This window comes from Sphingomonas sp. M1-B02, from assembly GCF_026167525.1.
GTDB lineage: Bacteria > Pseudomonadota > Alphaproteobacteria > Sphingomonadales > Sphingomonadaceae > Sphingomonas.
The window spans coordinates 2,396,893-2,423,084 of the sequence record NZ_CP110679.1 but is presented as its reverse complement, the minus strand read 5'-3'; the positions used below and the strand labels follow the sequence as shown (position 1 = coordinate 2,423,084).

Here is a 26,192-nt window from a genome sequence, read left to right as displayed (position 1 = left end):
GCCCGGCCAGTCCACCCTGACCCTGGATTCCGGCTTTCGCCGGAATGACGGACTTGGGGAAAAGTCCCTAATTCGGCACCAGCCGCCGCAACCGCCCGGCCGCGCCATCCTCGAGCACCCAGATCGCCCCATCGGGCCCCTGCTCGACTTCGCGGATCCGCTGCCCCAGCCCGATCCGCTGCACTTCCGCGGCACTCGTCGCGCTGAAGCGCACCCGTACCAGCCCGCCGCTCACCAGCCCGGCAAGGATCGCATCGCCCTGCCACGGCGCGAACAGCGTGCCCGAATACAGGATCATGCCCCCCGGCGCGATCACCGGCGTCCACCAGGCGAGCGGCGCGACGAACCCGTCGCCCGCCGCATGATCGGGGATATTGCCGCCGCCATAATCCTGGCCATTCGAGGCGTTGGGCCAGCCATAATTGCCGCCGCGCGCGATCAGGTTGAACTCGTCGCCGCCCTCGGGGCCCATCTCATTCTCCCACAGCCGCCCCACCTGGTCGAAGAACAGGCCATAGGGATTGCGGTGGCCAAAGGACCAGATTTCGGGCCGCGCTCCGGCGGTGGCGACGAAGGGATTGTCCGCGGGCACGCTGCCGTCGGCGTTGAGCCGGACCACCTTGCCCAGCGTCTTGGTCAGATCCTGCGCGGGCGACCCCTGCTGGCGCTCGCCCGCCGTCACGAACAGATGTCCCGTGGGCCCGAACGCCATGCGCCCGCCGAAATGGTTGGCGCCGCTAACCTTGGGCGTCTGCCGCCAGATCACGCTGGTGCCGGACAGCCGCGGGCTGCCATCCTCGGCCAGCGTGCCGCGCGCCACTGCGAGCCCGGCGCCGCCGGTCCCCGATTCGGCGAAACTCAGATAGACCAGCCGGTTGGTCGCGAAATCGGGGTGCAGCGCCACATCGAGCAAGCCGCCCTGGCCCCCCGCAGCGACGGCGGGCACCCCGCCCAGAGCGGCGGAGACCGCCCCCGCCTGCGTCACGAGCCGCAATGCGCCACCCTTCTCGGTGACCAACGCCCGCCCGTCGGGCAGGAACACCATCGCCCAGGGCGAGGCGAAGGTCGCCACGGTGGTGCTGCGAACCGACGTGATCGGCGTTGCGGTAGGGCTCGGCGTCGGGGTTGGCGCAGGAGCCGGGGCAGGGGTCGGACTTGGCGTCGGCGTCGGTGTCACGACGGAGCCGCCCCCACCGCCTCCGCCGCCTCCGCACGCGGCAAGCGCGAGCAAGGCGACAGCGCCGGCGAGGCGGCCCGCGCTAATCATTTGGGCATCAGCTTCAACAGCCGTCCCTGCGAGCCGCGGCCGCCATCCTCCAGCACCCAGATCGCGCCGTCGGGGCCTTCCTCGACTTCGCGGATGCGCTGGCCGCCCATCGGCCATTGGTCGCCCTTGCTGGCATTGGTGCCGTTGACGTCGACCCGGATCAGCGCCTGGCTCGAAAGCCCGCCGATGAACAGGTCGCCCTTCCACTGCGGGAACAGCTTGCCCGAATAGGCCATCAACCCGCCGGGGGAGATCACCGGGGTCCAGTTGACCTTATATTTCTCGAACTCGGGACGGGTGTCGTGATTGGGGATGTCGCGGCCGTCATAATGATCGCCGTCGGAGACGATCGGATAGCCATAGTTGCGGCCCGGCAGGATCAGATTGACCTCGTCGCCCCCCTTGGGCCCCATCTCCTGTTCCCACAGATTGCCCGAGGCGTCGAACGCGATGCCGAGCAGGTTGCGGTGGCCATAAGACCAGACCGCCGGGTGGAAGCCCTTTGCCGCGAGTGGATTGCCCGCAGCCGGGGTGCCGTCGTCGTTGAGCCGCAGCACCTTGCCCAGCGTCATCTTGGGATCCTGCGCCGGATCGAACTTCTGCCGCTCGCCATTGGTGAAGAACAATTTGCCGTCGGGCGCGAACGCGATGCGGCCCGAATAATGCCCGTCACCCTCGACATAAGGCGAGGCGCGGAAGATCACCTGGACATTCTGTAGCGAAGGCGAAGCGCCCTCGGCCATCGTCCCGCGCGCCAGCACCACGCCCTTCAGCCCCTGGGCATTCGCCTCGGAGAAGCTGAAATAGACTTGTCTGTTGGTGGCGAATTGCGGGTGGAGCACCACGTCCATCAATCCGCCCTGGCCGGCGCTCGATACCGCAGGAATGCCGCTCACCGGTGTCTTGGTCTTCCCGTCGGCCGAGACCAGCAGCAGCGTGCCGGCCTTCTCGGTCACCAGCATCCGCCCGTCGGGCAGGAAGGTCATTGCCCAGGGCGCATCGAAATCGGCGACCGGCGTCACGCTGAACGGCGTCCCGCTCGTCGAGGTAGCCGGGGCGCTGTCCTGCGCGACCGCATCGCCCTGGGGATTGCATGCGGCAAGCAAGGCCGCCGGGAAAAGCATGTGTATGGTCTTCGGCATTCTCTCACCCTTTTTGGTTTCCACAGCAACGCACGGCCCGGCTAAACGGCTCCCCCTTTAGACGGGGCGCGTATCGATGGTATGTCTGACGCTCGCAACCGGCACTTGCCCCCCAGCGCCCTTATGCGTATATCGCAGGTGCTTTCTCGACATCGTCAAACATGCCGAGGCCGGTCCCGCAGGGTTCCGGTCGCGAAAGCCGCGTAGCTGATTGCCGGAGAAACTCGTTGGCGGACGTCGCCCGACTGACCGAACTGATCGAACCCGAGGCGCAGGCCCTCGGGCTCGCTCTGGTGCGCGTCAAGATGTTCGGCGGCGTCAGCGATCCCACGCTCCAGGTGATGGCCGAACGCCCCGACACCCGCCAGCTGGGTATCGACGAATGCGCCGAGCTCTCGCGCCGAATCTCCGATATCTTCGACGCGCTGGAGGCGGAGGGTCGCGATCCGATCGACCATGCCTATCGGCTCGAGGTCAGCTCGCCCGGCATCGATCGCCCGCTCACTCGGCTGCAGGATTTCGACGATTGGAAAGGCCACGAAGCCCGCATCAACCTGACCGAGCCGACTGCCGACAATCGCAAGCAGCTCACCGGAATTCTCGAAGGCGTCGAGGGGGACCGGATCACCATCGACGTCCGCAAATATAAGGCCGTCACCATCCCGTTCGCGCAGGTCGCCGACGCGAAACTGGTGATGACCGACGCATTGATCGCCGCCACTGCGCCGCTCTCGACCGAGGGCGCCGACGAAATCATCGAAATCGAAGTAGAAGGGTAAGTCATGGCCACTGCCACTGCCATTTCCGCCAACCGGGCCGAGCTGATCGCGATCGCCGATTCGGTTGCCAAGGAAAAGCTGATCGACCGCGCCATCGTCATCGAGGCGATGGAAGACGCGATCCAGCGCGCCGCCAAGAATCGCTACGGGAGCGAGAATGACATCCGCGCCAAGCTCGATCCGGTCTCGGGCGATCTTCGTCTGTGGCGCGTCGTCGAAGTGGTCGAGGCGGTCGACGATTATTTCAAGCAGGTCTCGGTCAAGGATGCGCAGAAGCTCCAGAAGGGCGCGGTCGTCGGCGATTATATCGTCGATCCGCTGCCCCCGATCGAATTCGGCCGCATCCAGGCGCAGGCCTCGAAGCAGATCATCTTCCAGAAGGTCCGCGACGCCGAGCGCGAGCGCCAGTTCGAGGAATTCAAGGATCGCATGGGTGAGATCATCACCGGCGTGGTCAAGCGGGTCGAGTTCGGCCACGTCGTCGTCGATCTGGGCCGCGCCGAGGGCGTGATCCGCCGCGATCAGCAGATCCCGCGCGAAGTCGTCCGCGTCAACGATCGCATCCGCTCGATCATCCTCAACGTCCGCCGCGAAAATCGCGGGCCGCAGATCTTCCTCAGCCGCGCGCATCCGGATTTCATGAAGAAGCTGTTCGCGCAGGAAGTCCCCGAAATCTACGACGGCATCATCGAGATCAAGGCCGCCGCCCGCGATCCGGGTTCGCGCGCCAAGATCGGCGTGATCAGCCATGATTCGGGCATCGATCCGGTCGGCGCCTGCGTCGGCATGAAGGGCAGCCGCGTCCAGGCGGTCGTCCAGGAAATGCAGGGCGAGAAGATCGACATCATCCCCTGGTCGCCCGACACCGCGACCTTCGTGGTCAACGCGCTCCAGCCGGCAAATGTCAGCCGCGTCGTGATCGACGAGGAGGATGACCGCATCGAAGTCGTCGTCCCAGACGATCAGCTCAGCCTCGCGATCGGCCGCCGCGGCCAGAATGTCCGCCTGGCGTCGCAGCTCACCGGCAAGGCGATCGACATCCTCACCGAGGCCGACGCCTCGGAGAAGCGCCAGAAGGAATTCGTCCAGAATAGCGAGCTGTTCCAGAACGAGCTCGACGTCGACGAGACGCTGGCCCAGCTGCTGGTCGCCGAAGGCTTCGGCAGCCTCGAAGAGGTCGCCTATGTCGAGCTGTCCGAAATCGCCGAGATCGAAGGCTTCGACGAGGATCTGGGCGCCGAGCTGCAGAACCGCGCGCAGGAAGCGCTCGAGCGCCGCGAGGAAGCCAATCGCGTGGCTCGCCGCGAGCTCGGCGTCGAGGATGCGCTCGCGACGATGCCCTATCTGACCGAGGCGATGCTGGTCACGCTCGGCAAGGCGGGCATCAAGACGCTCGACGATCTCGCCGATCTCGCGACCGACGAACTGGTCGAGAAGAAGCGCCAGGAGCCACGCCGCCGCAACGAGGACGCCCCCAAGCGTCCCGAGCCCAAGGGCGGCGTGCTCGCCGAATATGGGCTGAGCGACGAGCAGGGCAACGAGATCATCATGGCTGCCCGCGCGCACTGGTTCGAGGACGAAGCGGCCCCGGCCGCAACTTCGGAGGACGCTGTTGCGGAATCCGAACAATGAAACCCGTCGCGTAGACGAAGGCGAAGCGACGGCGGATGGTCCCATCCGCCGCTGCATCCTCTCGGGCGAGCATGACGCACGCGATCATCTCGTGCGCCTCGCGCTCTCGCCCGACGGCGAGATCTGGCCCGATGTCCGCGCCAAGGCGCCGGGTCGCGGCGCCTGGATCGGCGTAACCCGCGTCGAGCTGGAGAAAGCGCAGGCCAAGGGCAAGCTGCGCGGCGCCCTGCTGCGCGCGTTCAAGCTCGGCCAGATCACGATTCCCGACGATCTCGGTGAACGGATCGAACAGCAATTGCGCCGCAACCTGCTCGATCGGCTGGGGCTCGAGTCCAAATCGGGTGCGCTAGTCACCGGCGGCGAGAAGCTCGCCACCGCGGCGCGCTCGGGCAAGCTTCGGCTCCTCCTCCACGCGTCGGACGCGGGCGAGGACGGCGCCGGCAAGCTCGCCCAGGCGTGGCGCGTGGGATCGGATGCGGAAGGCAGCGGGCTCAAGGGCTTAACATTGCCGATCCCGCGCACCATATTGTCCTTGGCGCTGGGCCGCGAAAATGTGGTACATGCCGGCCTGACCGACGCCCGGGCGGCGAAGCGGGTGAGCGAAGCGCTCGACCGCTGGCTGCACTTTATCGGATCCGAACCTGCTCCGCCGCCTTGCGAAACAGGCTCGCAGGGCGCATCGGCGCATCCGTCAGATGCGCAGCCGACGATTATGACGAACTTGACTGAGGGACTTTGAGCAGCCGCATGAGCGACACCGAAAACGAAAAGCCGAAACTGGGCATGCGCGCGCCGCTGGGGCTCAAGCGCACCGTCGAGACGGGCAAGGTGAAGCAGAGCTTCAGCCATGGCCGCTCGAATACCGTCGTCGTGGAAGTGAAGCGTCGCCGGGTCCTCGGACCCCAGGGCGCTCCGCAGGAAGAAGCGACTCCGGTCGCTGCGCCCGAGCCCGTCCAGGCCGCGCCCGCGCCTGCGCCCGCCCCCGTGGCGCCCCCAGCGCCGCAGCGCGCCGCGGGCGACTCGCTGCTGTCGCGCCAGGAACTCCAGGCCAAGCTGCTGCGCGAGGCCGACGAATCGCGCATGAACGCGCTCGAGGAAGCCCGCCGCCGCGAAGAGCGTGAGCGAGCCGAGGCAGTCGAAACCGAAGCCCGTCGCGCTGAAGAGCGCGCTCGCGCGGAAGCCGAGGCGGCCGCTGCGCCATCGGCACCGCCCACGCCCGCCGCACCTGCGCCCGCGCCCGCGCCGGTCACTCCGGCCGCCGAGCCGGTCCAGGCCGCCCCGACGCCCGCACCCGAGCCTGTCGCACCGCCGCCCCCGCCGGCGCCGCCCGCATTCGGGCTGGATCCCAGCCGTCCCGCGCCGCGCCTGTTCACGCCGGTCGCGCGTCCCGACATTCCCCGCCCCGCGCCCAAGCCCGAGCCGGTTGCGCCGGAGCCGGCCGCGCCGGCTCCCGCTGCACAATCGACCCAAGGCCGCCCGCTGCCTGCAGGCAGCACCGCGCCCAAGCGTCCCGAGCCGCCCGCGCGTCCGTCACGCGGCCGTCAGGGCGACGATCGCCGCCAGTCGGGCAAGCTCACCGTCAACCGTGCGCTCGGCGACAATGACGGCGCCCGCGCCCGCTCGCTCGCCGCGCTCAAGCGTGCCCGCGAGAAGGAGCATCGCCGCATGGGCGGCCCGCGCGAGCCGCAGGTCAAGCAGGTCCGCGACGTCGTCGTGCCCGAATCGATCACCGTCCAGGAACTGGCCAATCGCATGGCCGAGAAGGGCGCCGATCTGGTCAAGACGCTGTTCAAGATGGGCTCGCCCGTCACCATGACGCAGACGATCGATCAGGACACTGCCGAGCTGCTCGTCACCGAATTCGGCCACAACATCGTCCGCGTCTCGGATGCCGACATCGATCTCGCGATCGACACGGTCGAGGATGCCGACGAGACGCTGCAGACGCGTCCGCCGGTCGTCACGATCATGGGCCATGTCGATCACGGCAAGACGTCGCTGCTCGACGCGCTGCGCGGCACCGATGTGGTGCGTGGCGAAGCCGGCGGCATCACCCAGCATATCGGCGCCTATCAGGTTACGCTGAAGGACAAGTCGAAGATCACCTTCCTCGACACGCCCGGCCATGAGGCCTTCACCCAGATGCGCGCGCGCGGCGCCGACATCACCGACATCGTCGTGCTGGTGGTTGCCGCCAATGACGGGCTGATGCCGCAGACGATCGAGGCGATCAATCACACCAAGGCTGCCGGCGTGCCGATGATCGTGGCGATCAACAAGATCGACCTCGACAGCGCCAATGCCCAGCGCGTGCGCGAGCGCCTGCTCGAGCATGAAGTGATGGTCGAGGAGATGGGCGGCGAAGTCCAGGACGTCGAGGTCTCGGCGCTCAAGAAGATCGGCCTCGATTCGCTGATCGAGAAGATCCAGCTCCAGGCCGAACTGCTCGACTTGAAGGCCAATCCCGATCGCCCCGCCGAGGGCACCGTGATCGAAGCCAAGCTCGACAAGGGCCGCGGACCCGTAGCGACCGTGCTCGTCAATCGCGGTACGCTGCGCGTCGGCGACGTGTTCGTGGTCGGCGCCGAGAGCGGCAAGATCCGTGCGCTGGTCGACGACAAGGGTCGCCAGCTCAAGGAAGCCGGCCCGGCCATGCCGGTCGAGATCCTCGGCCTTTCGGGCGTGCCGATGGCGGGCGATCCGCTTTCGGTGGTCGAGAACGAAGCGCGCGCCCGCGAAGTCGCAGAATATCGCGCCGGCGTCATCCAGAACAAGCGGACCACCAACGCCCCCGCCAGCCTCGAGAGCATGTTCTCGGCGCTCAAGGAAAAGCAGGCGATGGAATATCCGCTGGTGGTCAAGGCGGACACCCAGGGAACGATCGAGGCCATCGTCGCCGCGATCAACAAGATCTCGACCGACGACATCCGCGCACGCGTCCTCCACGCGGGCGTCGGCGGCATCACCGAGAGCGACGTGACGCTCGCGGGTGCCAGCGGCGCGCCGATCATCGGCTTCAACGTCCGTCCCAATGCCAAGGCGCGCGAAATCGCCGAGCGGCAGAAGGTCGCGCTGAAATATTATGACGTGATCTACGAGCTCACCGACGAGATCCGCGCCGGCATGGCGGGGCAGCTCGGACCGGAGGCGTTCGAAACCGTCGTCGGCCGCGCCGAGATCAAGGAAGTGTTCAGCGCGGGCAAGCATGGCAAGGCAGCCGGTCTGCTCGTCACCGAAGGCGTCATCCGCAAGGCGCTCAAGGCACGCATCACCCGCAACGACGTCATCATCTATCAGGGCGAAATCGCCTCGCTGCGGCGCTTCAAGGACGATGTCCCCGAAGTCCGCGCGGGCCTCGAATGCGGCGTGACCTTCACGCAGAATTTCGTGGACATCAAGCCGGGCGACTATCTCGAAACGTTCGAAGTCGAGATGCGCGAACGGACGCTGTAATCAAGTTCCCTCTCCCGTTGGGAGAGGGAGGGAGGCGCGTAGCGCCGGAAGGGTGAGGGCGACCTAGGTTGCTAGTCACCCTCACCCTCCCCCTCGGCTGCGCCGAGCGGGTCCCTCCCTCTCCCGCTGGGAGAGGGACTTTAGGGTGCGACATGAAACACGCCGAAACCCCCGAAACCCGCGTCGTTCGACTCCTCAAGGTCGGCGAGCAGGTGCGCCACATCCTCAGCGAGATCCTCGCCCGCGGCGACGTCCATGACGAGACGCTCGCACGGCACATGGTCTCGGTTACCGAAGTCCGCATGTCGCCCGATCTGCGCCACGCCACCGTCTTCGTGAAGCCCCTGCTCGGCAAGGAGGAGGAGAAGGTGCTCAAGGCGCTGCGCACCAACACCGCCTATCTCCAGCGCGAAGTCGCCTCGAAGGTGCGGATGAAATATGCCGCCAAGCTCAAATTCCTGGCGGACGACAGCTTCGACGAAGGCACCCATATCGATACCCTCCTGCGCGCGCCCAAGGTGGCGCAGGATCTGGGCGATCCGTCCGAGGACTGATCGCGCGACGCGCCGGCTACAAGGATGGCTCGATGGCCAAGCTCTATTTCTATTATGCCTCGATGAACGCCGGCAAATCGACCACCTTGCTCCAGGCCGATTTCAACTATCGCGAGCGCGGCATGCGCACCTTGCTGTTCACCGCCGGCGCGCATGATCGCGGCGGGCAGGGGGTGATCGACTCGCGGCTCGGCATCGTCGCGGATGCGATCCCCTTCGCCGAGGATACCGATCTGCGATTGATCGCCGAGGAGGCGCATTTCCAGGCGCCGCTCGCCTGCATCCTCGTCGACGAATCGCAGTTCCTCTCGCCGGCCCAGGTCCGCCAGCTCGCGCATCTCGCCGACGAGGTCGGCATCCCGGTGCTGTGCTACGGGCTGCGAACCGATTTCCAGGGCAAGCTCTTCCCCGGCTCGGCCGAACTGCTCGCGCTCGCCGATTCGCTGGTCGAGCTCAAATCGGTCTGCGAATGCGGGCGCAAGGCGACGATGAACCTGCGTGTCGACGCCGAAGGCAATGCGGTCCGCCAGGGCGAGCAGAAGGAAATCGGCGGCAACGAGCGCTATATCGCTTTGTGCCGCCGCCATTTCATGCAGCGTACGGCACCCGTCGGCGCGGCGCAGTAGACCGCGCATGCATGGCTGGATCATCCTCGACAAGCCGCTCGGGCTCGGCTCCACCCAAGGGGTGAGCGCGGTCAAGCGCGCGCTGCGCGACGGCGGCTATGGCAAGTTTAAGGTCGGCCATGGCGGCACGCTCGATCCGCTGGCGACCGGCGTGCTGCCGATCGCGATCGGCGAGGCGACCAAGCTCGCGGGGCGGATGCTCGACAGCGACAAGGTCTATGACTTCACGATCGCGTTCGGGGTCCAGACCGACACGCTCGACCTTGAGGGTGTGGAGATCGCCGCGTCCGATGTGCGCCCCACGCGTGCCGCTATCGAAGCGGTGTTGCCCCGCTTCACAGGCCCGATCGCGCAGGTGCCTCCGGCTTACTCCGCGCTGAAGGTCGATGGCGAGCGGGCCTACGACCTCGCCCGCGCCGGCCAGGAAGTGGTGCTCGCGAGCCGCGATGTCACGATACATGCCCTCACTTTATCCTCCCCGGAACGGGGAGGGGGACCAAGCGAAGCTTGGTGGAGGGGGCGCGCCGCAAGCGAGGCGCTTGAGGAGAGCCCCCTCCACCAGCCTTCGGCTGGTCCCCCTCCCCGTGCCGGGGAGGAGCTAGACGAAATCACCCTCAGCGCCCATGTCTCCAAGGGCACCTATATCCGCTCCCTCGCCCGCGACATCGCCCTCGCGCTCGGCACCGTCGGCCATGTCACCATGCTCCGCCGCACCCGCGCCGGCCCGTTCACCCTCGATCCCGCGATTTCGCTGGACAAATTGGCCGACGCCGCTAAGGCCCGGCAGCTTGAAACACTCCTCCTGCCGTTGAGGGCGGGGCTGGTCGACATCCCGGCTCTCTCCCTCACCCCCGACCAGGCAGGGCTGCTCCGACAGGGGCAGGTCTTGGCCGGGATTGCCGCTGAAGAGGGCCAATATTTCGCGCTGCTGGGGGAAGTCCCTGTCGCGCTGGTAGAGGCTCAGGCCGGATTCGTCCGGGTCGTCCGCGGCTTCAATCTGTAAGATGTCGAAGGAAAACCTATGACGATCACTGCAGAGCGCAAGGACGCGCTCATCAAGGAACATGGCCGCGCCGATGGCGACACCGGCAGCACCGAAGTCCAGGTCGCGATCCTCACCGAACGCATCGTCAACCTGACCGAGCACTTCAAGACCCACGCGAAGGACAACCATTCGCGCCGCGGTCTGCTCCTCATGGTCAACAAGCGCCGTTCGCTGCTCGATTATCTCAAGAAGAGCGACAACGCCCGCTACACCGACATCATCGCGAAGCTCGGCCTTCGCAAATAATCCGGACGGCCCCCGCTTTGGGGGCCGTTTTGGTATCGGCGCAGTTGCAATCCGGCACGGCGTCGAGGCGGAAACACCGCCACCAGGCTCCAGATAGAGCCTCTTACAGGAACCGGCAGGCATCTGGCCGCCGGACGAAGGAAATCCAATGTTCGACAAGAAGACTGTATCGATCGAGTGGGGCGGCAAGACGCTGACTCTCGAAACGGGCAAGGTTGCCCGCCAGGCCGACGGCGCGGTGATCGCGACGCTCGGCGAAACCGTGGTGCTGTGCGCAGTGACCGCGGCCAAGCATGTCAAGGAAGGCCAGGACTTCTTCCCGCTGACCGTCCATTATCAGGAGAAGTTCTCGGCTGCTGGTCGCATCCCGGGCGGCTTCTTCAAGCGCGAGCGCGGCGCGACCGAGAAGGAGACTTTGATCTCCCGCTTGATCGATCGTCCGCTCCGCCCGCTCTTCCCCGAGGGCTTCTACAACGAGATCAACTGCATCGCGCAGGTGCTCTCCTATGACGGCGAGAACGAGCCGGACATCCTCGCGATGGTCGCTGCCTCGGCTGCGATGACGCTGTCGGGCGTGCCTTTCATGGGCCCGATCGGCGCGGCGCGCGTCGGCTATGACGGCACCGACTATATCCTCAACCCCACCGACGCACAGGTCGATGCCGGCCTCCTCGATCTGGTCGTCGCGGCGACCCAGGACGCCGTGATGATGGTCGAATCCGAAGCCAAGGAGCTTTCGGAAGACGTCATGCTGGGCGCGGTGATGTTCGCGCATCGCGAATCGCAGCGCGTGATCGATGCTATCATCAAGCTCGCCGAGCAGGCCGCCAAGGAGCCCTGGGATCTCAAGGTCCAGGACGACAAGGTCGAAGTGAAGGCCAAGCTCAAGAAGCTGATCGGCAAGGATCTCGACGCCGCCTACAAGCTGACCGACAAGCAGGCGCGCCAGACCGCGATCAACGAGGCCCGCGCCAAGGCCCGCGAAGGCATGGCCGACCTCAAGGACAGCGATCCCCAGGCCTATCTCGCCAGCCTCAAGCTGGTGAAGAAGCTGGAAGCGGACATCGTCCGCACCGCGATCCTCAAGGAAGGCCGCCGCATCGACGGCCGCGACACCAAGACGGTCCGTCCGATCGAGGCGGAAGTCCACTTCCTCCCGCGCTCGCACGGCTCGGCGCTGTTCACCCGCGGCGAGACCCAGACGATCGCGACCTGCACGCTGGGAACGCGTGACAGCGAGCAGATGATCGATGGTCTCGGCGGCCTCAGCTATCAGCACTTCATGCTGCACTATAACTTCCCGCCTTATTCGGTCGGCGAAGTCGGCCGCTTCGGCGCGCCGGGCCGCCGCGAAGTCGGCCATGGCAAGTTGGCATGGCGTGCGCTGCACGGCGTGCTGCCCACCAAGGAGGAATTCCCCTACACGATCCGCCTGACCAGCGACATCACCGAGAGCAACGGCTCCTCGTCGATGGCGTCGGTCTGTGGCGGCAGCCTCGCGCTGATGGATGCCGGCGTGCCGATCAAGCGCCCGGTCTCGGGCATCGCGATGGGCCTGATCCTCGAGGGCAAGGATTTCGCGGTCCTCAGCGACATCCTCGGCGACGAGGATCATCTCGGCGACATGGACTTCAAGGTTGCCGGCACGTCCGAGGGCATCACCACGATGCAGATGGACATCAAGATCGCCGGGATCACCGAAGAGATCATGCGCGTCGCGCTCGATCAGGCGAAGGCCGGCCGCATCCACATCCTGGAAGAGATGGCCAAGGCGCTCGACCAGACCCGCAGCGAGCTTTCGGCGCACGCACCGCGCATCGAGAGCTTCACGATCGACAAGTCGAAGATTCGTGAAGTCATCGGCACCGGCGGCAAGGTGATCCGCGAGATCGTCGCCACCACCGGCGCCAAGGTCGATATCGACGATGAGGGCGTGATCAAGGTCAGCTCGTCCGATCCCGCGCAGATCGAGGCGGCGATCGCCTGGATCAAGGGTCTCGTCGAGGAAGCCGAAGTCGGCAAGGTCTATGCCGGCAAGGTCGTCAATCTCGTCGATTTCGGCGCGTTCGTGAACTTCATGGGCGGCAAGGACGGTCTCGTCCATGTCAGCGAAATCCGCAACGAGCGGGTCGAGAAGGTCGCCGACGTCCTGAGCGAAGGCCAGGAAGTCAAGGTCAAGGTCCTCGAGATCGATCCGCGCGGCAAGGTTCGCCTGTCGATGCGCGTCGTCGATCAGGAGACCGGCGAGGAACTGGCCGACACCCGCCCTGCACGTGAACCCCGCGAAGGCGGCGATCGCGATCGCGGTCCGCGCGGTGATCGTGGCGATCGTCCCAGCGGCGATCGTCGCCGTGACGGCGGCGGCGGCGGTGGTCGTGGTCCCGGCGGCGGCGATCGTGGCCCGCGTCGCGAAGGCGGCGGTGGCGGCGGCGACCGTGGTCCCCGCGGCCCGCGTCCCGAGCGTTCGGAGAGCAAGGATGAGGGCGGCGAGAATATCGGCCTCCCCGCCTTCCTGACCGGCGACAAGGACTAACTACAAGATATCCGGCGAAAGTTCGGAGAGGAGGAAGGGGGCCGCGGTGACGCGGCTCCCTTTTTCCATGTTGATGGCAAGCGTGCGCGCACAATGCTACGCGCTGCGCGGGAAGGGGGCGGACCGAACATGAAACGAAGCGAACGCCCGGCCAGCAGGCTCGAGCGCCTGCCGATTGCGGCGAACCGGCCGCTGCTAGCCGTGACGGGGACGCTTGCGCTTGTCGTTCTGGCCTATTTCGCGCGCCTCGGCGCCAGCGACTGGCTGCCGCCCGGCTTCCCCTACGTCACCTTTTTCCCCGCGGTCCTGCTCGCTTCGTTCGTTTTCGGCTGGCGGATGGGCGCGATCGCCGCGATCCTGTGCGGGCTGCTGTCCTGGTATTATTTCATCCCGCCGCTCGGCTTCGTGATGACCGGACCCACCGCGATCGCCCTCGCTTTTTACGTGTTCGTGGTGACGACCGACATTGCGATCATCCACCTGATGCAGCGCGCCAATACCCATCTCGCGGCCGAACGCGAACGCAGCCGGGTGCTCGCCGAAACGCAGGAACTGCTGTTCGCCGAACTGCAGCACCGCGTGTCCAACAACCTCCAGGTCGTCGCCGGCTTGCTCACGCTCCAGAAGCGCCAGGTGACCGATCCCGATGCCCGCGCCGCGATGGATGAGGCCGCACGACGGCTCGGCACGATCGGCCGGATCAGCCGCCAGCTTTACGAGATGCACGATCATGTTCGTGGGCTCGACGGTATCTTGGGACCGCTGGGCGCCGATGTGATCGAGGCGAGCGGGCGCACCGGCATCAGCCAGCGCCTGTCGCTCGACGATAGCGCGGTGCCGCCCGCCTCGCTTACCCCGATCGCGCTGATCGTCGCCGAGGCCGTCGCCAATGCGATCGAACATGGCTTCGCAGGTCGCGAGACCGGCGAGATCGAGATCGCTTGCACCCGCGACGGCGCTAATCTCCGGATCGAGGTGCGCGATGACGGCAACGGCCTGCCCGAGGAGTTCGAACTGGGCACGAGCGGCAGCCTCGGCCTCCAGATCGCGACCATGTTGGCGGGGCAGCTGGGCGGACGCTTCGAAATGATCCGCGGCGAGCGCACGATCGCGCGGCTCACCATCGCCGCCTGATCGGCCGTCCCCGGAACAGCCGGGCTTTCCAAGCGCTTGGTGAGCCACGCGCCAGGGCCGCGCGTCGGCAGCAACAGGGACGAGACGATGGACGACGCAAAGGGGCGCGACGCCCGCAGCCCGTGGCATATGCCCCTGGCGGCGTGGAAGGCGGTGGCGATCCGCACCTGGACCGAATCGTCGAACGACAATATCGGCCTGGTTGCCGCCGGGGTCGCTTTCTACGGCTTCCTGGCGCTCGTGCCGCTCATTACCGCGGTGGCGCTCTGCTACGGCATCTTCGTTACGCCCGAGACGGTGATCCGCCACATGCAGGCGCTAACGCAAGTGATGCCGCCGGACATTGCCCGCACGGTCGGCGGACAGTTGCTCGAGCTCGTCCGCGGTTCCGACGAGAAAAAGGGGCTGGGCGTCTTCCTGGCGCTCGGCATCGCTATCTTCGGCGCGCGCAACGGCGCCGGCGCGATCCTGACCGCGCTCAACATCGCCTATGAGGAACAGGAAAAGCGCAATTTCCTGAAACTCAACCTGACGTCGCTGGCGATGACTGCGGCGGCGGTCTGCGCCGCGATCCTGGCGGCGCTGGCGATCGCCGCGCTCAATGCGCTGAGCGCGTTCGCCCCGCGCGCCAGCGACGCGTTGCTCCTGCTCGGTACATTGTTAGCCTATGCGCTGCTCATGCTGGCGGGCGCCGCGGGCGCCGCCGCGCTTTATCGCTTCGGCCCGTCGCGCCAGCAGGCGCAGTGGATCTGGCTCACCCCGGGCTCGCTGTTCGCGGGGCTGATGTGGCTCCTGCTCACCCTCGGCTTCGGTCTCTATGTCGCGCATGTGGGGAAGTTCGATGCGACCTACGGCTCGCTCGGTGCCGTCGTCGCGCTGCTGACCTGGCTCTATCTGTCGAGCTACATCCTCCTGTTCGGCGCCGAGCTCAATGCCGAGCTCGAACATCAGACCGCCGAGGATACCACCGTCGGCGCGCCGCAGCCGATCGGCCTGCGCGCCGCCTGGGTCGCCGATCACGTCGCCGATGAACCCGTCGCCGCGCTGCCGGCGCCTCCCGAACGCCCCCGCCTGCCGTCTCCCGCCGCGCCGCCGCCCGAAGCCCAGGGCAGCCTGGTCGCGTCACGCCTCGCGGCACGCATCGTCGGCCTGCCGAAGGTCGGGTGGATCAGCACCGGGCTCGCATCGATCGGCCTGTCGATGATGCGCAAGCGGCGCCATGCCGCAACGGGCGCGGCGCTGATCGCCACCGCGACCGGCCTGGCCTGGCTGCGCGCGCGCGACTGAAAACTGGTGAGTGGGGGGCTTCTGTTGCCCGGTGCCCCCCGTACCGCTGGAATCCGCTTCTGTTGCCCGGTGCGGTCCAACCGCGCATTTTAGAATAACCTTAGGCCGTTAAGCCGTGGGGTTACGCCGCAATAGCGAGTGCTTCGTTATCGTTGGCACTTGTGTTTCAGGCCGTCACAGTGGCCCACGCTGGGAAATAGTCGGCGCTTTTCAACACACGTCGATCCTGGTTCGGCCCCGTCAGAAACGGTGTCCAGAGCCACCACCGCTTATGGTGGAGCCGGCGGGTACTGCCCCCGCGTCCGCTGCATCTATTGCACGCCGTCGTTTATCCCCATAGCCGAGCGAACCCGGCAAGAACCCATATAGGGCATCCGCGATTAATGAAAAGGTCAGGTGGGACGCGCTAGGCCTTCACACTGTCGTAAACACTTGGCATGAAGGGTGCATCATGTTGACGCAGCGTTCCCGCTACGCGCTCCGCGCGATGCTCTACCTCGCCGAACAGCCTTCCACCGGCCCCGTGCCGATGAATCGCATCGCGGCACAGGCGAATGTCCCGCGCAAGTTTCTCGAGCTGATCCTGGCGGACCTGCGCGAGGCCGGGTTCCTCTTCTCCACCCGCGGCAAGATGGGCGGCTATCGCCTCGCCCGCGCCTCGCACCTCATTTCATTGGGCGAGATCATCCGCGTGATCGAGGGCCCGCTCGCGCTGGTCCCCTGCGTCAGCCGCACCGCCTATCGCGCCTGCCTCGACTGCAAGGACGAAAATGCCTGCGCGATCCGCCAGGCGATGGCGCGCGTGCGCGACGAAACCGCCCGCATCCTCGACGGCACCAGCCTGGCCGACGCGATCGCCGAAGACCTCGCGGCCGCCTGACGTTCGAATCCGGCTACCCGCACCCCCGCCGAAGGCTGCGCCCGGCCGCGTGCCGTTAATGAAGGCGGGATGCCGGTCCAGCTCGTCGGAGCGGGGGCCGGCCCGCGCCGCCGATTCCGAGCAGTGGCGTCAATCCACCAACATGCCCGCGGTCTGGTGCTGGGCTCTGGAGGTTAGCGGATAATCCAGAAGATCCCCGAAGGACATGGGACTGGCAGTCAATGTGGGATGCGGCGAATAGCCAGCCTGCCAGAGTTTCGGTTCGACCATGCCCCGGGCGAGACTCATGCTGAAAAGTCGCCGGGGATGCGGCGATCGGTTGTCGGGGCCCGCATGGAGCATATCGCTCCGATAGAGAATGACCGTCCCCTTCCGTGGCGCCGTCTGGACCAAGTGGAACAGGTTCCTGAGGGCCGCACGGTGGCGAAACAGCTTCCACAAGTTGCTGGGGCTGAGCATGCGGAGGCTGAATTGGGAATTTTTTCCCAACGCGAAGCGCAGCAAATTGGGCTGATGCTCGTCCCACTTGCTCGAAAATACCCGGTCACGAAACTCACCAGGTGCCAGGGGAGCCGCGTCGTCGTTTCGCAAGCTCCAGAGTTTTCTCAAATTATAGAGAAGGATCCGAAAGTTACATTGTAGGCGAAACAGCTCCATCAACGCATAGGCGTTGCCGTCATGCTTCCGCTCGGCACCGTCGTACATGTGCGTGCCTGGGATGAACACCGTCCCGCCCTGTTGCTCCGATACATCTTCCACCGCGGCAAAAAGGCTGATCACGCCGCTCGGGTCACGGTGAACATATTGATGCGATGAGCCGAAATAACTGGTCAGCGTGGTGACCTCGAGAAGCGGATGGGACCGGCCACAATATTCGGAGAGGATGTCCTCCAGGCTTTGGCACAATCCGGCAGCAAAGCGCGTCACGAGCGGCGTCGAAGGAAGCGAGCAGAAGTCGCGACGCAGGTACCGGTTATCGGTCTCGCTGGCGAAGGCGCACCGGCTGCGATCGGGATCGTCGATGGTTTGACGTATCAGTTCGGCACCAACATCCGCCTGCGCTTCCGACAGGAGGTTGGTCAAGACAACCAGGCCGTGCATATCCATGCTCGTCAGGGCTTTTCGGACGCAAGGTTCCGTAAGCCTGCCTTTTTCGTCCAGGACAGCAGGCACTTCAAACGCGGAAGTGTCATTGGAAGCCTTGAGCTTTTGCATGCCAACCTGCCCTCTGCTGCCCCGACGTTCCCCGAATGCTTGCCGATCGTCGTCAAATTATGCGTGGCAGTGTCGGAGGAATTGGAGCCGGCTCGTCGAATTGGCGCAGAAGATTCTACATCCCGTTAACTGGAAGGTGCCCCGCGCGCCCGGATCGCGTCGCGGATCTCGCGCAGCAGCACGACATCCGCCGCTTCGGCGGCCACCGCGGCTTCCTCTTCGCGGGTCGGCATCAGCCTCGTCACGAAGCGCACCAGCAGGAACACCATGAAGGCCAGGATCAGGAAATTGATCACCACGGACAGGAACTGGCCGAAGCCCAGCAACGGCACCCCCGCCGCCTTGAGCGCGGCATAATCCTGCAGCGATCCGGCATAGTCCGCGGGAACCGCGCCCAGCCGGACGAAATAGCTCGAAAAATCGAGTCCGCCGAACAGGGCACCGATCAGCGGCATGATCAGATCGTCGGTCAGCGACTTGGTGATCGTCGCAAAGGCCGCGCCGATGATCACCCCCACGGCGAGGTCCAACACGTTACCGCGCGCGATGAAAGCCTTGAATTCGCCCAACATTCCCCGATCTCCTTGTCGAAAGCGACACAGACATGTCCGATTTCGCTTTCGGGCTCCAGTGTTGACATCGTATAAGACACTATCGACCCTGTGTCTGAGAAGGACCTCCCGATGAAGTTTCGTGCCGCACTTGTCCTGGTTTCCGCCGCCTTGCTCTCGGCCTGCGGGCTCAACAGTGTGCCCACGGCCGAGGAGGCCGCCAAGGCGCGCTGGGCCGACGTCCAGGCCAATTATCAGCGCCGCGCCGATCTGATCCCCAATCTGGTCAGCACGGTGCGCGGCGCCGCCGGCTCCGAGGGCAAGATCCTCACCGACGTGATCAACGCCCGCGCCAAGGCGACGTCGATCCAGCTCACCGGCGACGATCTCGCCGATCCCGCCAAGGTCCAGCAGTTCCAGGCCGCGCAGGACGAGCTCGGCGGCACGCTCTCGCGCCTGCTCGTCACCACCGAGGCCTATCCCCAGCTCCAGAGCCAGGTCGGCTTCCAGAAGCTGCAGGACCAGCTCGAGGGCACCGAGAATCGGATCACCATCTCGATCCGCGACTACAACACGGCGGTGCAGGACTATAACACCCGCATCCGCACCTTCCCCGATGCGATCGGCGCCAAGATCTTCCACGGCGCCAAGCCGATCACGCCCTTCGCCGCCAAGGCGGGCGCCGACGTCGCGCCGACCGTGGATTTCGGCAACGGCAGCTGATCCACGCCTCGAACTGAAGGCAACATCGTGACTGCGTATCGCTATCTGACGGGGCTGCTCGCCTTCCTCCTGCTCCTGCCCCTGACGGCGCAGGGGCAGACCTTCCCCAAGCTTACGGGGCGGGTGGTCGATGCCGCGAACCTGCTCTCGCCCGAGCAGGAGGCGCAGCTCAGCCAGATCTCGCAGCAGGTCGAGCAGGCCTCGACGCGCCAGCTCGTGATCGCGACGATCCCCGATCTCGAGGATCGCGACATCCGCGACTATGGCTATCAGCTCGGCCGCGCCTGGGGGATCGGCCAGAAGGATGCCAATAACGGCGTGATCCTTTTGGTCGCGCCCAACGATCGCAAGGTCGCGATCGAGGTCGGCTACGGGCTCGAGCCGATCGTCACCGATGGCCTGGCGAGCACGATCATCAACCAGACGATCCTCCCCAAATTCCGCGAAGGCGACATGCCGGGCGGGATCATCGCCGGCGCCACCGCGATCGCCGACCAGCTCAAGCTCCCGCTCGAAGCTGCGGAAGCCCGCGCCAAGGCGGAGGCGGACAAAGCGAGCGCGACGCGCAGCAGCGGCAATCGCCAGAGCAGCGGCGGCTTCCCCTTCGGGCTCCTGTTCTTCGGAATCATCCTCGCCTTCGTCATCATCCCGATGCTGCGCAGCGGCCGCGGACGCAGCCAGAAGGGCCCGTGGGGCGCGCGCAAATATCGTGGTCGCGGCGATGGCGGCAGCGCCTGGCCGATCATCCTGTGGAGCATCGCCAGCGAGATGAGCCGCCACTCGGGCGGCGGCTCCGGCGGTGGAGGATTCGGTGGTTTCGGTGGCGGGGGCGGGGGCGGCTTCGGCGGCGGCGGCGGATCATTCGGAGGCGGTGGCGCCTCGGGGGGCTGGTGACATGCATCTGAGCGAAGCCGATCATGCCTTGGTCACCGCCGCGGTCACCGCGGCCGAGCGCAGCAGCGACGGTGAGATCGTCACGGTCGTCGCCGGCCGCTCCGATTCCTATCATGACGTCGCCTTGCACTGGGCGGTGCTGGCGATGCTCTTCGTCCTGGCCCTGCTCGCCTGGCAGCCCGCCCCGGTCGAATGGCTCCACGCCATGTTCGTCGACAGCTGGGCGGAGGCGGTGCCGCCGCGCTGGTATCTCACCTTCGCTTTGATTCTGATGGCGGTGACCTTCCTGGTCGTCCGCGTCCTGCTCGCGCGCGATTCGCTGCGGCTGTTGCTGACGCCCGCCGCCACCAAGTCGCGCCGCGTCCAGCGCCGCGCGCTCGCGCTTTTCCGCACCGGCGCCGAGAAGCGCACCAAGGCGGCGACCGGCGTCCTGCTCTATCTCAGCCTCGCCGAGCACCGCGCCGAGATCATCGCCGACGAATCGATCCACTCGAAGGTCGAGCCCGAGGTATGGGGCGAGGCGATGGCCGCGCTCATCGCCCAGGTGAAGCAGGGCCAGATCGGCGCGGGCATGGCGGAGGCGGTCAGCCAGATCGGCCATGTCCTGAGCGAGCATTTCCCGCGCACCGCCGGCGATACCAACGAGCTACCCGATCGCCTGATCGAACTATGATCCCCGACGAATCCGTAGAGACCGCCTGGGAAGGCAAGTGGATCAGCGTCAAGCGCCAGGGCCGCTGGGAATATGTCTCGCGGACCCGCGGGATCGAGGCGGTCGTCATCCTCGCGATCGACCACGAAGACCATGTCCTGCTCGTCGAGCAATATCGCGTGCCGCTCGGCCGCCGCTGCCTCGAACTCCCCGCCGGGCTGATCGGCGACGAAGGCGCGGGCGACAGCGTCCACGCCGCCGCGCGCCGCGAGCTCGAGGAAGAGACGGGTTACGCGTGCGAGACGATCGCCGACCTCGGCTTCTTCCATTCCTCGCCCGGCATGGTGACCGAAGGCTTCAACCTGGTCCGCGCCTCGGGGCTGACCCGAATCGGCGAAGGCGGCGGCATCCGCGGCGAGGAGGACATCCTTGTCCACCGCGTCGGCCGCGACGAAATGCCCCGCTTCGTGGCGCAGAAGCGTGCCGAAGGCGTGGCGATCGACGTAAAGCTGCTGCTGCTCCTCGCGGGCAGCCTGCTCAATTAGCGGAAATTGTCGGCGTAGGCCTGCAGCTTGAGCTTGCGCTCGGGAGCGGGGACGATGTGATAGGCATAGCCCTCGCGCTCGGCATGCGCCTTGGCCGCCTCCAGCGTCGGGAAGCCGATGCGGATCTGGTTGCTGGTGTCGCCGCCGCCGTTCCAGCCGGTCAGCGGATCGGGCTCCTGCTGGCGGCTCGATTCGAATTCGAGGATCCAGCCCTCGGTGCGCGCCCGACCGGACTGCATCGCATTCTTGGGGCGCTGATAGATACGGGCGGTCTGCATGGGGACACCCCTAGCGCGGCCCGCCGCGCCTTGCATCAGCATTTTTGGTCCGAAGCGTGGCGGGCGCCGCCGCCGGATCGTCGGGCCAGGGATGCCGCGGATATCGCCCGCGCATTTCCTTCGCCACCGCCGCCCAGCTCCCCGCCCAGAAACCGGGCAGGTCGCGCGTCGTCTGGATCGGCCGGCCGGCCGGCGAGGTGAGGCTGAGCACCAGCGGCGTCGCTCCGATCATCGGATGCGCAGCCAGCCCGAACAAAGCCTGGACGCGCACCTCGACGGTCGGCCCGGCCTCCGCGGCATAGTCGATCGCCGCGCTCGATCCGGCGGGGGTTTCGAAGCGGGCAGGGGCGATTCGGTCGATCAGGCGAATCGCATCCCAGCCGGCATGGCCGCGCAATGCATCGCCCAAAGCCTCGGGAGCGATCACATCGAGCCGGCGCTTGCCCGCCAGCAGCGGCGGCAGCCAATCGTCGAGCGTCGCGATCAGCGCTGCGTCGGACAGCGCCTCCACCCCCGCATAAGCGGCTCGCGTACGCAGCGCCCGCCCCGTCTCGGGCCAGGGCAGCAGGCCAAGCCCATGCTGGCGGACGCCCTCCAGCAGCGCGCGCTCGATCTCCTCCGCGCTCGCCGCCGAATCGGGCCCGCTCGATAGCCGGATCGCCCCCAGTCGCCGCTCGCGCGTCGCTTCGATGCGGCCATTGGCGGGATCGAAGCGGACGTGGCGACGCGTCTCGATGCGATCGGCGAACAGCGCCTCGACTGCGCCCGCGTCGATCTGCGCGGCCGAGAGAATGCGCGCGCCCGACGCCATTCCCTGCGTCTCGGCCACCGCCAGCCATTCGGCGCGGGCCAGCGAGGACGTGCCGTCGAGCCTAAACCCGCGCCCCCCGGCCGAAGCCCAGGTCTCCCCCGACGAATCGCGCCGCCTGGCGATCCGATCGGGGAAGGCGAGGGCGATGCAGGTCGCCACTTCTTCCCCCCCTCCCGCAAGCGGGAGGGGAGCTAGATGCGCCCACCGCGCCGCCAGCTTCCGCCCATTCTCCGCCCGCGGCCCCCGCTCCCCGCGCCACCGCCGCAACCGCAGCTCCAGATCGGCATCGCTCCCCCCAAGCCCCCGCTCGCCGAGCAACACCGCAATCGCCGCCGCCGTCTCCGCCAGCCCCATCTCTCCCGCGCGCACCAGCATATGCCCCAGCCGCGGCGCCAGCGGCAGCCGCGCGATCGCCCTGCCATGCGCGGTCGGCCGGCCATCGCCGTCCAGCGCTTGCAACGCCGTCAGGCGCCGCCGCGCCTCGCTGATCGCCGCCTCGGGCGGCGGATCGAGCCATGCCAGTTCGCGCGGATCGCTAACCCCCCACAACGCGCAATCGAGCATCAGCGCCGACAGATCGGCCTCCAATATCTCCGGCGGGTCGAAGCGCGGCAGCCCCGCGGTCGCCGCTTCCTCCCACAGCCGATAGGCCACGCCCGGCCCCTGCCGCGCCGCCCGCCCCGCGCGCTGCGTGACCGAGGCCTGGCTCGCCCGCTCGGTCACCAGCCGGGTCATCCCCGCCGCGCGATCGTAGCGCGGGCGACGGGCGAGGCCTGAATCCACCACCACGCGAATCCCGTCGAGCGTCAGCGAGGTCTCCGCGATCGAGGTCGCCAGCACGATCTTCCGCCGCCCCTGCGGATCGGGGGCAATCGCGGCGCGCTGGGTTGCCGGATCCAGGCTCCCGTGCAGCCGATGCAGCGCCGCGTCGCCAACATCCCCCAGCCGATCCGCGGTCCGCTCGATCTCGGCGACCCCCGGCAGGAAGGCGAGCACGCCCCCCGTCTCGTCGCGCAGCGCCACGCGAACCGCCGCCGCCATCGATTCCTCGATCCGCGCCTCCGCCGCCCGCCCGATATGGCGCAGTTCGAGCGGATAGCTCCGCCCCGCGCTCTCGATCACCGGCGCGCCACCCATCAGCGTCGAGAAGCGCGCCCCGTCGAGCGTCGCCGACATCGCCACCAGCCGCAGGTCGGGCCGCAGCGCTGCCTGCGCGTCCAGCGCCAGCGCCAGCCCGAAATCGCTGTCGAGGCTGCGCTCATGCACTTCGTCGAACAGGACGGCGGAGACCCCCGCCAGCTCGGGATCGGACTGGATGCGGCTGACGAAAATCCCCTCGGTGACCACCGTCACCCGTGTCGCCGCCGAACGTTTGCTGTCCATCCGCGTCGCATAGCCGAAGGTGCGCCCAACCGGCTCGCCGGCCAGCGCCGCCATCCGCTCGCCCGCCGCCCGCGCCGCCAGCCTGCGCGGCGACAGCAGCAATATCTCTCCGTCGCACCAGTCTTCCCCGAGCAACGCCGGGGCGACCGCCGTCGTCTTGCCCGCGCCCGGCGGGGCGACCAGCACGGCATTGCTCGCGCCCCGCAACGCGGCGAGCAATTCGGGCAAAACGGCGAAGATCGGCAACGCATCGCTCATCGCGCGCAACCAATTGCCTCAGCCCGTGTTGGGCGGAATCGAAGCGAAGGAGCATGAGACATGGCAAAGACCCTGGCACAGTTCACGATCACCCCCGATGCGCAAGGCGATTACACGCTGCATCTCGAGGATGAGGATGGCGAGACGCTGGAATATAGCGCCAGCTACGAGCAGCTGGACCTGATTGTCGAGGCGATCGAGGAACAGCTCGACAGCGACGAGGAAGATGCCCTCGGCGTCGATGAGGATGCCGACGAGACGCCCGAGGAGGAATGATCAGCGCATCGGCAGCCTTATCCCGACGCGCAGCCCGCCCAGCGCGGGCGATCGATCGAGATGGAGGCTGCCGCCGTTGAGCTCGACCAGCTCACGCGCGATCGAAAGCCCGAAGCCATGCCCGTCGCCGCTCTCGTCGAGCCGGCGGCCCGGCAATAGCGCGAGCGCAATCGATTCGTCGTCCATGCCCATGCCGTCATCCTCGACGGTAATGGCAAGGCCGCTATCCTCGGCCTGAGCCGAGATGCGCAGGCTGCTGCGCGCATGCCGCCAGCCATTGTCGAGCAGATTGCCGATCAATTCGTCCAGATCCTGCGGATCGATCGCCACCACCAGATCGGGAGCAACCGCCACCGTCGCTTCGATCCCCCGATCGGCGTGGATCCGCCGCAGCGCCTGAACGAGATCGGCGACCGCAGGCGCTAACAATGTCCGCACGCGCGCCCCGCCCGGCGCCGCGGCACGCGCGCGGCCAAGATGATGGCGAACCCGCCGATCGATCGAATCGACCATCTCGCCGAGCGACCCGTCGGGGTCGCGACCGGATTCGGAAAGCTTCAGCGCCAGCGTCGCCAGCGGCGTCTTCATCCCATGCGCCAGGTTCGCGACATGGCGGCGGGCAGAGGCCAGCCCCGCCTCATTCTCCGCCAGCAACGCGTTGACCTCGGCCACAAGCGGCGCAAGCTCGACTGGCTGCTCCGACGATACGCGCGCAATCGCGCCGCTGCGCACCCGCGCCAGTTCGTCGCGCAGCGCGCGCAGCGGACGCAGGCCGATGCGCAGCTGCAGCAGGGTTGCCGCGGCCAGCCCCAGCCCGAGCAGCAACAGCGAGACGAGCAGCGGCACCATCGCCTCGCGCAACGGCCCCTCGACGATCCGGCGCGGCCCCCTCGCGCTGATCGCCACCGGCCCGGCCGGCGTATCGAGGGTGAAGCTGCGCGAATGGAGCATGCGTCCCAGCGCATCGCGGCCTTCGCCCGGCCGCGGCCCGCGATCGCCGCGCCGCTGCGGCCCGCGCGGCAGCAGGATCACCGCCTCCGGCGCGGCGCTGCTGCGCCACTGGCCGCCCTTCGGTCCATCGACCTGCCAGATCCAGCCCGATCCCGGCTCGGCGAAATCGGCCAGGCTCACTGCCCGCGCCGGATCGAGCGTCCCGTCGGGCCGCACCGCGCGCGCCAGCAGCTCCACCTGCGCATCGAGCCGATCGTCGAGCCCGCGCATCACGAATCGCTCGAGGACATGGCCGATCGCCACACTTGCGAACAGCAAGGCGGCGAGGATCGCCAGCCCCGCCACCGCGAGCAGTCGCCCGAAGATCGAGCGCGGCCAGATCCTCATGCCGCGCCCGCCGTCAGCCGATAACCGCGCCCGCGCACCGTCTCGATCCGCTCCGCCCCGATTTTCCGGCGAAGCCGCCCGACGATGACCTCGATCGAATTGGAATCCACGTCTGCATCGCCCTCATAGACTCGTTCGATCAGGTCCCCGCGCTCGACCACCACTTCGCGGCGCAGCATCAGCGCCGAGAGCACGCGCCACTCAAACGCGGTGAGCTTGAGCGGCAGCCCTTCCAGTTCGAACGTGCCCAGTTGGGCGTCGAAGGACAACGGTCCGCAGGCGATTCGCGCCGCCGCATGCCCCGCCGCGCGGCGGACCAGCGCGCGCAGCCGCATCACCACCTCGTCCATGCGAAACGGCTTCACCAGATAATCGTCGGCGCCGGCCTTGAACCCCTCCACCTTGTCCGACCAGGCGTCGCGCGCGGTCAGGAGCAGCACCGGCAGGTCGCGGCCCTCGGCGCGCCAGTCGCGCAGCACGGAAATGCCGTCGCGGATCGGCAGGCCGAGATCGAGGACCGCCGCGTCATAGCGTTCGGTTGCGCCGAGATGCCCGCCATCCTCGCCGTTGGTGGCGACGTCGACCGCGAAATTCTCGGCACGCAGCGCCTTGGCGATCCCGCTCGCCAGCGCCGCATCATCCTCGACCAACAACACCCGCATGCAGACGTCCTTTCGAGCGGCGGACTAG

General features: G+C 67.2%; 25 protein-coding genes and 1 other RNA gene. 17 read left to right on the top strand and 9 right to left on the bottom strand.

Going from position 1 to position 26,192, the window contains the following annotated elements; translation table 11 throughout:
• Nucleotides 1-67: 67 nt before the first annotated feature.
• The gene (locus tag OKW87_RS11635) at nt 68-1,267 is read right to left on the bottom strand and encodes a PQQ-dependent sugar dehydrogenase (protein WP_265539680.1); all 1,200 of its coding nucleotides are present in this window, start codon (nt 1,265-1,267) and stop codon (nt 68-70) included.
• A complete protein-coding gene (locus OKW87_RS11630) occupies nt 1,264-2,409 on the bottom strand; it encodes a PQQ-dependent sugar dehydrogenase (protein ID WP_265539678.1) in 1,146 nt (381 codons plus the stop codon). The genes OKW87_RS11635 and OKW87_RS11630 overlap by 4 nt, the downstream gene beginning before the upstream one ends.
• A gap of 227 nt (nt 2,410-2,636) precedes the next feature.
• Here OKW87_RS11630 and rimP point away from each other — a divergent pair, with 227 nt between their 5' ends.
• From rimP to OKW87_RS11575, 11 genes are all read left to right on the top strand, one after another.
• A complete protein-coding gene (rimP, locus tag OKW87_RS11625; RefSeq protein WP_265539676.1) occupies nt 2,637-3,188 on the top strand; it encodes a ribosome maturation protein RimP in 552 nt (183 codons plus the stop codon).
• Between the two features lie 3 nt (nt 3,189-3,191).
• Complete coding sequence (gene nusA / locus OKW87_RS11620) at nt 3,192-4,820, top strand: transcription termination factor NusA (protein ID WP_265539675.1); 1,629 nt, start codon at nt 3,192-3,194, stop codon at nt 4,818-4,820.
• Entirely contained in the window at nt 4,801-5,559 is a 759-nt protein-coding gene (locus OKW87_RS11615) for a DUF448 domain-containing protein (protein ID WP_265539673.1), read from the top strand. The genes nusA and OKW87_RS11615 overlap by 20 nt, the downstream gene beginning before the upstream one ends.
• 8 nt (nt 5,560-5,567) lie before the next feature.
• On the top strand, nt 5,568-8,273 hold the full coding sequence (infB, locus tag OKW87_RS11610) for a translation initiation factor IF-2 (RefSeq protein ID WP_265539672.1): 2,706 nt from the start codon (nt 5,568-5,570) through the stop codon (nt 8,271-8,273).
• Nucleotides 8,274-8,425: 152 nt separating this feature from the next.
• On the top strand, nt 8,426-8,827 hold the full coding sequence (gene rbfA / locus OKW87_RS11605; protein WP_265539670.1) for a 30S ribosome-binding factor RbfA: 402 nt from the start codon (nt 8,426-8,428) through the stop codon (nt 8,825-8,827).
• 32 nt (nt 8,828-8,859) lie between these two features.
• The gene (locus OKW87_RS11600; protein ID WP_265539668.1) at nt 8,860-9,453 is read left to right on the top strand and encodes a thymidine kinase; all 594 of its coding nucleotides are present in this window, start codon (nt 8,860-8,862) and stop codon (nt 9,451-9,453) included.
• 7 nt (nt 9,454-9,460) lie between these two features.
• Entirely contained in the window at nt 9,461-10,456 is a 996-nt protein-coding gene (gene truB, locus OKW87_RS11595; RefSeq protein ID WP_265539666.1) for a tRNA pseudouridine(55) synthase TruB, read from the top strand.
• Nucleotides 10,457-10,474: 18 nt separating this feature from the next.
• Nucleotides 10,475-10,744 (top strand): 30S ribosomal protein S15, encoded by a 270-nt coding sequence (gene rpsO / locus OKW87_RS11590; RefSeq protein ID WP_265539664.1) that lies wholly within the window; start codon nt 10,475-10,477, stop codon nt 10,742-10,744.
• A 148-nt stretch (nt 10,745-10,892) separates the two neighbouring features.
• Nucleotides 10,893-13,277 (top strand): polyribonucleotide nucleotidyltransferase, encoded by a 2,385-nt coding sequence (gene pnp, locus OKW87_RS11585; RefSeq protein WP_265539662.1) that lies wholly within the window; start codon nt 10,893-10,895, stop codon nt 13,275-13,277.
• A 129-nt stretch (nt 13,278-13,406) separates the two neighbouring features.
• Nucleotides 13,407-14,411, top strand: a complete 1,005-nt coding sequence (locus tag OKW87_RS11580) for a sensor histidine kinase (RefSeq protein ID WP_265539660.1) — start codon at nt 13,407-13,409, stop codon at nt 14,409-14,411.
• Between the two features lie 39 nt (nt 14,412-14,450).
• Complete coding sequence (locus OKW87_RS11575; protein ID WP_265539659.1) at nt 14,451-15,698, top strand: YihY/virulence factor BrkB family protein; 1,248 nt, start codon at nt 14,451-14,453, stop codon at nt 15,696-15,698.
• 48 nt (nt 15,699-15,746) lie between these two features.
• Here OKW87_RS11575 and ssrA read toward each other — a convergent pair.
• Nucleotides 15,747-16,092, bottom strand: a transfer-messenger RNA (tmRNA) gene (gene ssrA, locus OKW87_RS11570).
• A 57-nt stretch (nt 16,093-16,149) separates the two neighbouring features.
• Here ssrA and OKW87_RS11565 point away from each other — a divergent pair.
• Complete coding sequence (locus OKW87_RS11565; protein WP_265539657.1) at nt 16,150-16,578, top strand: RrF2 family transcriptional regulator; 429 nt, start codon at nt 16,150-16,152, stop codon at nt 16,576-16,578.
• A gap of 129 nt (nt 16,579-16,707) precedes the next feature.
• Here the strand turns inward: OKW87_RS11565 and OKW87_RS11560 are convergent, their stop codons facing one another.
• Both OKW87_RS11560 and mscL read right to left on the bottom strand, forming a co-directional pair.
• Nucleotides 16,708-17,793 carry a phytanoyl-CoA dioxygenase family protein gene (locus OKW87_RS11560; RefSeq protein ID WP_265539655.1) on the bottom strand — a complete coding sequence of 362 codons (1,086 nt, stop codon included), beginning with the start codon at nt 17,791-17,793 and terminating at the stop codon, nt 16,708-16,710.
• A gap of 125 nt (nt 17,794-17,918) precedes the next feature.
• On the bottom strand, nt 17,919-18,365 hold the full coding sequence (mscL, locus tag OKW87_RS11555) for a large conductance mechanosensitive channel protein MscL (protein WP_265539653.1): 447 nt from the start codon (nt 18,363-18,365) through the stop codon (nt 17,919-17,921).
• A gap of 111 nt (nt 18,366-18,476) precedes the next feature.
• Between mscL and OKW87_RS11550 the strand changes: the two genes are divergently transcribed.
• The 4 genes from OKW87_RS11550 to OKW87_RS11535 are packed head-to-tail and all read left to right on the top strand — an operon-like array spanning nt 18,477 to nt 21,158.
• On the top strand, nt 18,477-19,067 hold the full coding sequence (locus OKW87_RS11550) for a LemA family protein (RefSeq protein WP_265539651.1): 591 nt from the start codon (nt 18,477-18,479) through the stop codon (nt 19,065-19,067).
• Nucleotides 19,068-19,094: 27 nt separating this feature from the next.
• The gene (locus OKW87_RS11545) at nt 19,095-19,961 is read left to right on the top strand and encodes a TPM domain-containing protein (protein WP_265539649.1); all 867 of its coding nucleotides are present in this window, start codon (nt 19,095-19,097) and stop codon (nt 19,959-19,961) included.
• A 1-nt stretch (nt 19,962) separates the two neighbouring features.
• Entirely contained in the window at nt 19,963-20,634 is a 672-nt protein-coding gene (locus tag OKW87_RS11540) for a TPM domain-containing protein (protein ID WP_265539647.1), read from the top strand.
• Nucleotides 20,631-21,158 (top strand): NUDIX hydrolase, encoded by a 528-nt coding sequence (locus OKW87_RS11535; RefSeq protein ID WP_265539645.1) that lies wholly within the window; start codon nt 20,631-20,633, stop codon nt 21,156-21,158. Before OKW87_RS11540 ends, OKW87_RS11535 begins: the two co-directional genes overlap by 4 nt.
• On the opposite strand, the gene OKW87_RS11530 is transcribed toward OKW87_RS11535, so the two are convergent.
• Nucleotides 21,155-21,436 carry an ETC complex I subunit gene (locus OKW87_RS11530; protein WP_265539644.1) on the bottom strand — a complete coding sequence of 94 codons (282 nt, stop codon included), beginning with the start codon at nt 21,434-21,436 and terminating at the stop codon, nt 21,155-21,157. The two genes, OKW87_RS11535 and OKW87_RS11530, sit on opposite strands and share 4 nt — an antisense overlap.
• Nucleotides 21,437-21,446: 10 nt before the next feature.
• Nucleotides 21,447-23,888: an ATP-dependent helicase HrpB gene (gene hrpB / locus OKW87_RS11525; RefSeq protein WP_265539643.1), complete on the bottom strand. Its 2,442-nt coding sequence runs from the start codon at nt 23,886-23,888 to the stop codon at nt 21,447-21,449.
• Between the two features lie 60 nt (nt 23,889-23,948).
• Between hrpB and OKW87_RS11520 the strand changes: the two genes are divergently transcribed.
• Complete coding sequence (locus tag OKW87_RS11520; RefSeq protein WP_265539641.1) at nt 23,949-24,164, top strand: hypothetical protein; 216 nt, start codon at nt 23,949-23,951, stop codon at nt 24,162-24,164.
• On the opposite strand, the gene OKW87_RS11515 is transcribed toward OKW87_RS11520, so the two are convergent.
• Together OKW87_RS11515 and OKW87_RS11510 are read right to left on the bottom strand one after the other, a co-directional pair.
• Nucleotides 24,165-25,502 (bottom strand): sensor histidine kinase, encoded by a 1,338-nt coding sequence (locus OKW87_RS11515; RefSeq protein WP_265539640.1) that lies wholly within the window; start codon nt 25,500-25,502, stop codon nt 24,165-24,167.
• Nucleotides 25,499-26,164 (bottom strand): response regulator, encoded by a 666-nt coding sequence (locus tag OKW87_RS11510; RefSeq protein WP_265539637.1) that lies wholly within the window; start codon nt 26,162-26,164, stop codon nt 25,499-25,501. The genes OKW87_RS11515 and OKW87_RS11510 overlap by 4 nt, the downstream gene beginning before the upstream one ends.
• Between the last annotated feature and the right edge of the window lie 28 nt (nt 26,165-26,192).